General features: G+C 60.7%; 6 protein-coding genes. 4 read left to right on the plus strand and 2 right to left on the minus strand.

Translation table 11 applies throughout. The features are described from left to right. Positions 1 to 24: 24 nt before the first annotated feature. The 3 genes from typA to ABL914_RS13545 all read left to right on the plus strand — a co-directional run bounded on the left by typA (position 25) and on the right by ABL914_RS13545 (position 3677). The gene (gene typA / locus ABL914_RS13535) at positions 25 to 1872 is read left to right on the plus strand and encodes a translational GTPase TypA (protein ID WP_391563716.1); all 1848 of its coding nucleotides are present in this window, start codon (positions 25 to 27) and stop codon (positions 1870 to 1872) included. 146 nt (positions 1873 to 2018) lie between these two features. Continuing rightward, positions 2019 to 2420 (plus strand): hypothetical protein, encoded by a 402-nt coding sequence (locus ABL914_RS13540; RefSeq protein ID WP_391563717.1) that lies wholly within the window; start codon positions 2019 to 2021, stop codon positions 2418 to 2420. Positions 2421 to 2522: 102 nt separating this feature from the next. Beyond that, positions 2523 to 3677, plus strand: a complete 1155-nt coding sequence (locus ABL914_RS13545; protein WP_391563718.1) for a glycosyltransferase family 4 protein — start codon at positions 2523 to 2525, stop codon at positions 3675 to 3677. A 132-nt stretch (positions 3678 to 3809) separates the two neighbouring features. On the opposite strand, the gene ABL914_RS13550 is transcribed toward ABL914_RS13545, so the two are convergent. Next, the gene (locus ABL914_RS13550; protein ID WP_391563719.1) at positions 3810 to 4229 is read right to left on the minus strand and encodes a hypothetical protein; all 420 of its coding nucleotides are present in this window, start codon (positions 4227 to 4229) and stop codon (positions 3810 to 3812) included. 206 nt (positions 4230 to 4435) lie between these two features. Between ABL914_RS13550 and ABL914_RS13555 the strand changes: the two genes are divergently transcribed. Continuing rightward, a complete protein-coding gene (locus ABL914_RS13555; protein WP_391563720.1) occupies positions 4436 to 5782 on the plus strand; it encodes a replication-associated recombination protein A in 1347 nt (448 codons plus the stop codon). Between the two features lie 38 nt (positions 5783 to 5820). On the opposite strand, the gene ABL914_RS13560 is transcribed toward ABL914_RS13555, so the two are convergent. Next, positions 5821 to 6162: hypothetical protein (locus ABL914_RS13560; protein ID WP_391563721.1), on the minus strand; the 342-nt coding region annotated here is incomplete at its 5' end.

The following is a 6162-nucleotide window of genomic DNA, read 5'->3' on the forward strand; positions in this document are numbered from 1 at the left end:
CCCCCCGTTAGAGAGAACCTACGAATGTCCGCCCCCCTGCCCCTGCGCAATATCGCGATCATTGCCCACGTTGACCACGGCAAAACTACCCTGGTCGATCAATTGTTCCGTCAAAGCGGCACATTCCGCGACAATCAGCGGGTTGAAGAACGCGCGATGGATTCCAACGATCTGGAAAAAGAACGCGGGATCACCATTCTGGCCAAATGCACGTCGGTCGAATGGGACGATCACCACGGGCAGACCACCCACATCAACATCGTCGATACCCCCGGCCACGCCGATTTCGGCGGTGAGGTTGAGCGGATCCTGTCGATGGTCGATGGTGTGATCCTGTTGGTAGACAGCTCTGAAGGGGCGATGCCGCAAACCAAATTCGTCACTGGCAAGGCGCTGGCACTGGGACTGCGCCCGATTGTGGTGGTCAACAAGGTTGATCGCCCGGATGAGCGCATCCAGGAAGTGCTCGATGAAGTGTTCGATCTGTTCGTCAGCCTTGATGCAACCGATGAGCAGTGCGATTTCCCGGTGCTCTATGCTTCGGGTCGCAATGGCTATGCCAACGAAGATCCGACCATGCGCGAGGGCACGCTGACCCCGCTGTTCGAAAAGATTGTCAGCCATGTTCCGGCCCCGGCAGCCGATGTTGATGGTCCGTTCAAATTTCTGGTAACGCTGCTTGATCGCGATAACTTCCTGGGTCGGATCCTGACCGGCAAGGTTCAATCGGGCACAATCAAGGTCAATTCACCGATCCACGCGCTTGATCGTGATGGCAACGTGGTAGAAACCGGCCGCGCATCCAAGCTGATGGCTTTCCGCGGGCTGGAACGCGTACCCGTGGACGAAGCCCGCGCTGGCGATATCATCTCGATCGCCGGGCTGACCGATGCAACTGTGGCCAACACCATTTGCGATCCTGCGGTAACCGAGCCGCTTTATGCCCAGCCGATCGATCCGCCGACACTGTCGATGCGTTTTGCCGTTAATGATAGCCCGATGGCGGGCCGCGAAGGCAGCAAGGTAACCAGCCGGATGATCCGTGACCGGCTGGAACGCGAAGCCGAATCCAACGTTGCGATCAAGATTACCGAAAGCGCCGACAAGGACAGCTTCGAAGTGGCCGGGCGCGGCGAATTGCAACTGGGCGTCCTGATCGAAACCATGCGCCGCGAAGGGTTTGAACTGGGGATCAGTCGCCCGCGGGTGCTGTATGGCCAGGATGACAACGGTGGCCGGACCGAGCCTTATGAAACCGTGGTGATCGACGTCGATGACGAATATTCGGGCACGGTGGTTGAGAAGATGGCGATCCGCAAGGCCGAGATGACCGATATGCGGCCATCGGGCGGCGGCAAGACCCGCATCACCTTTACCGCCCCCAGCCGCGGACTGATCGGCTATCATGGCGAATTCCTTTCGGACACGCGCGGCACCGGGATCATGAACCGGCTGTTTGACAAGTACGGACCCTACAAGGGCGCGATCGATGGCCGTCCCAACGGCGTGCTGATCTCAAACTGCGCGGGCGAAGCGGTTGGCTATGCGCTCAACATGCTTGAAGAGCGCGGTGTGTTGTTCGTGCGGCCGCAGGACAAGATTTATGAAGGCATGCTGATCGGCGAGAACGCCAAGCCCGATGATCTTGAAGTCAATCCGATGAAGTCCAAGCAGCTGACCAACTTCCGCTCGACCGGCAAGGATGATGCGATCCGGCTGACCCCGCCGCGGATCATGACGCTGGAACAGGCCATCGCCTATATCGACAACGATGAAATGGTCGAAGTGACGCCCAAGAGCATCCGCCTGCGTAAGGCCCTGCTTGATCCGCATGAGCGCAAGAAAGCCGGGCGGAAGAAGGAAATGGCCTGATCCTTTCGGGCAATTTCGCAAGGTTTCATGAATATAGGCTGCAACTTGCGCACCGGGTGCGTTCAGGTGCGCGGCTTCAAGAGTGTCCCGTAAGATCGGCTTGGCGCTGACATTTTGTTGGCCAAGCCGCTGAGGGAGATTTTGCGATGTTCAGCCTCGCCCGGAAGTCGATCCTTGCCGCTGCACTTGGTGCAACCGCGCTAGTCAGCGCCAGCCCCGCCGCGGCCAGCGATCATCGCCGTCACAAGCAGGATGATATGGTCGGCGCAGTGCTGCTGGGAGTGCTGACCGTAGCCGCGATTGCCGTGGTGGTGGGCGGCGATGTTGATGATCGCCAAAGCTGCGATGGCGGGCGAGACGACCCCGATTTCTGCTATGGCGGGCGCAGCGCCGAAACCTATCCGGCAGACTATGATCAGACCGGCTATAGCCAGGGCGGTGAAGATCGGCGCAATCAGGATTACCGCCAGGACCAAAATTACGGCGAATACGAAGCCAACAATCGGTCTGACGAATACGAACAAGACGACGAAGACGCAGGCTGGTAACGGACCTGTTCCAAGTCTGGGCGTGCGGACCTGCACCGAGCGGTCCGCACGCCCGTTCATTTTCTTGGCCCTGTCACACTTTCCACGCTATTGGCGAGGCGCATGCAGACCAGCGAGCTTCGGATCGCCCTGTTTTCGGGCAATTACAACATCACGGTCGATGGCGCCAACCGCGCTCTCAACCGTTTGGTGGGGTATTTTCTGCGTCAAGGTGCGGCGGTCCGGGTCTATTCACCAACAACCGACAACCCCGGCATGGCCCCAACCGGCGATCTGGTTTCGCTGCCTTCGCTGCCAATCCCGATGCGACCCGATTATCGGCTGTCTTCGGGGATAAATGCCCGGATCAAGGCCGATTTGGCGGAATTCAAGCCTAACATAGTACACGTTTCCGCGCCCGATATCAGCGGGCACAGCGCGATTGCCTGGGCTGGCAAAGCCGGATTGCCGGTGGTCGCATCGGTCCATACCCGATTTGAAACGTACCTTCCCTATTATCATCTGGGCTTGCTAGTGCCGCTGGCGATTGCAATCCAGCGGCGGTTCTATCGCCGCTGCAATGCCCTGCTCGCGCCTTCGCAATCGATGGTCGAAGTGCTGCGCGAAGAACGGATGGGCAGCGATATCGGGATCTGGTCGCGCGGGGTTGATCGAACGATCTTCGATCCGGCTCGGCGCGATCTGGCCTGGCGGCAAAGCCTGGGTATTGCAGACGATGATTTCGTGATCGGCTTCCTCAGCCGGGTAGTGATGGAAAAGGGGCTCGACGTGTTTTGCGACACGGTTGACGAGCTGCGCCGCCGCGGTGTGGCGCACAGGGTGATGGTGGTGGGCGAAGGCCCGGCCCGGGCCTGGTTTGAAGAACGACTGGGCAACGGTATTTTCATCGGATTTACCGGCGGAGCAGCGCTTGGCCGGGCTGTCGCTTCGATGGACACGATGTTTTTTCCATCAGAAACAGAAGCCTTCGGCAATGTCTCACTTGAAGCCATGGCATCAGGCATCCCGGTGGTTGCAGCGGCGGCAACCGGCAGCGAAAATCTGGTCGATGATGGCAAATCGGGCCGACTGATAGAACCGGGCAATATTGCCGGCTATGCCGATGCGCTGACCGCCTATGCGGGCGACCGCGATCTGGCCCGCAGCCACGGTGCAGCTGGCGAGCTGCTGAGCCGCGACTTTGATTGGGACAAGATCAACAAGGCTGTGGCCGATACCTATCTTAGGGTGATCAGCCAGGCCAATGGCAACGGCTAGCGTTTGCTTCGGTTTGGCCGAAGCAGCACACCACCGGCCCACTCCCCCTCCCGGCCACCCATAAGTTGCCCAAAATGGGGTGGCCGGGAGGGGGAGTGGGCCGGTGGAGTCTCCACGTAAGTGGAAAAGAATCTAGCGCAGCGAACCGTTGCCCGCTTCCTTGCGGCAAAACCACCACAGAAACGCAATCACCGCAATGATGGTGGCGGCCAGACCTGTTTCCAGCACCCCGGCCATGGCCTGAGCTGCAAAGCTGGCCAAGGCACCGATCAGCGATACCATGAATGCACCGGTGGCATGGCGGCTGCGCGCCAGCATCAGCACCGAACCCAGCACCGAGCCCCAGATTCCCAGCGACCAGCCCAGATGCGCCCACAGCGGCATGGCAGCCACGTAGTCTCGCATGGCCGGTGTCACGCCCTGAAGCGCGGCTTCCGGATCAATCTTGCTGAGCATGTATAGATAGGCGCCGAACATATTCCAGGCCAAACCCAGGCCCGCGATAGTCCAAAAGCTGAGCGGCGGCCTGACCGGCGCGGTTTCAAAAGTCATTTCCTCATCCCCGATTCTGCAAGGTTGGTGAAAGTTATCACGGAACTGACGATTTCTCAAATTGCCCGCCAGGTCCGCACAAATATCTATAATCGTTCAATTTTGCAGGCAACCCGGCCGTGCCCGTGCGAACCATTCCAGATTGCTTCGCTACGCTTGCATTGACGATTAACCTTGGGCACCGTTTGGTCTAAGCAGGGGGCACAATGTCCGATCTGTTTGCCGATGACCTGCCCCCGCCCGCCGCCGATTTGGCTGGCGCCAATCTGCCCGGCGAAGCCGCGCCATTGGCGAACCAATTGCGCCCGCGCAGTCTGGCCGATGTGATCGGGCAAGAACATCTGACCGGCGCAGAGGGCGCGATTGGGCGAATGGTTGCAGCCGGCCGGCTCTCCAGCATGATCCTGTGGGGCCCGCCGGGCACCGGCAAGACCAGCATCGCCCGGCTGCTGGCCGATGCCGTGGGGATGCGGTTCATTTCGGTGAGTGCAGTGTTCTCAGGCGTGGCCGATCTCAAAAAGGCCTTTGCCGAGGCCGAGCTGGCGGCGCGTGGAGGCTTGGGGCCAGGCCAACGTACACTGCTGTTCGTGGACGAAATTCACCGGTTCAACCGCGCACAGCAAGATGGCTTTCTGCCGTTCGTTGAAAAGGGCACTGTCACGCTGGTGGGCGCGACCACCGAGAACCCCAGTTTCGCACTCAACGCCGCCCTGCTCAGCCGGGCCCAGGTCCTGATCCTGCACCGGCTTGATACCGCCGCGCTGGATCTACTGCTGAACCGGGCTGAGGAATTGGCCGGGCCACTGCCGCTGACCGCAGATGCCCGTGCGGCACTGGTCGCCAGCGCCGATGGCGACGGCCGGTTCCTGCTCAATCAGGCAGAGACGCTTTACAACGCGAATATCCCCGATCCGCTTGATCCAGCCGCACTAGGCAAGTTCCTGCAGCGCCGGGTGGCAGTTTATGACAAGGACCGCGATGGGCATTACAATCTGATTTCGGCGCTGCACAAGGCGCTGCGCGGATCCGATCCGCAGGCCAGCCTCTATTACCTCGCCCGGATGCTGACCGCCGGGGAAGAGCCGCTCTATGTACTGCGCCGTCTGGTCCGGTTTGCCAGTGAGGATATTGGCCTGGCCGATCCGCAGGCGCTGACCCAATGCCTGGCAGCCAAGGATGCCTATCAGTTTCTGGGCAGCCCCGAAGGCGAGCTGGCGATCGTTCAGGCCTGCCTCTATCTGGCCGCCGCGCCCAAATCGAATGCGGCCTATGTTGCGCAGAAGGAAGCCTGGAAAAGCGCCCGCGAAACCGGCAGCCTGGCCCCGCCCGCCAACATCCTCAATGCGCCAACCAAGTTGATGAAAGATATCGGATACGGCGCAGGCTATGCCTATGATCACGATGCCAAAGACGGCTTTTCAGGCGACAATTACTGGCCCGACGAATTGCCCGCGCAAACCTATTACCGCCCGGCCCCGCGCGGGTTTGAGCGCGAGGTGCTGAAACGGCTTGAATGGTGGGACAAGCGGCGCAAGGATCGGCGCGGGGAATGAACCCAGGCGCGCCGCCTGACGGCGCTGTATGACCGGGATCAGGCGATCTTTTCCAGCCGGGCAATCTCGGCATCGATCTGGCGCAGGACTTCGGCCTTGGCTTCTGGGGAAAGGTGGGTGTCTGCAGAAACCCGGGCCCGGGCATGGCGCAGGCCTTCAAGCGATTGTGCTGGCGAGCCACCCTTGAGGCAGAAGGACATCACAGAGACTTCGCGCTGACCCTTGTCCTGTCGCTCCACCCGCGCGGTAAACGGCTTGCCATTGCCGCATTGCACGTGAGCCACCCCCGGCGCGGGCGGCATCGGCGGCTCGGCTAGGGATCCATCACCGTGAATCACATGGGTGCGCATTTCGCGGTGCTGCGGCGCGCCGGGGGGAAC

The organism is Novosphingobium sp. (assembly GCF_040079535.1).
Lineage (GTDB): Bacteria > Pseudomonadota > Alphaproteobacteria > Sphingomonadales > Sphingomonadaceae > Novosphingobium.

Excerpts from the sequence above, each read along its gene's own strand:
- ABL914_RS13555 (WP_391563720.1), top strand. The coding sequence starts at position 4,436 with ATGTCCGATCTGTTTGCCGATGACCTGCCCCCGCCCGCCGCCGATTTG.
- typA (WP_391563716.1), top strand. The coding sequence starts at position 25 with ATGTCCGCCCCCCTGCCCCTGCGCAATATCGCGATCATTGCCCACGTT.
- ABL914_RS13545 (WP_391563718.1), top strand. The coding sequence starts at position 2,523 with ATGCAGACCAGCGAGCTTCGGATCGCCCTGTTTTCGGGCAATTACAAC.
- ABL914_RS13540 (WP_391563717.1), top strand. The coding sequence starts at position 2,019 with ATGTTCAGCCTCGCCCGGAAGTCGATCCTTGCCGCTGCACTTGGTGCA.
- ABL914_RS13550 (WP_391563719.1), bottom strand. The coding sequence starts at position 4,229 with ATGACTTTTGAAACCGCGCCGGTCAGGCCGCCGCTCAGCTTTTGGACT.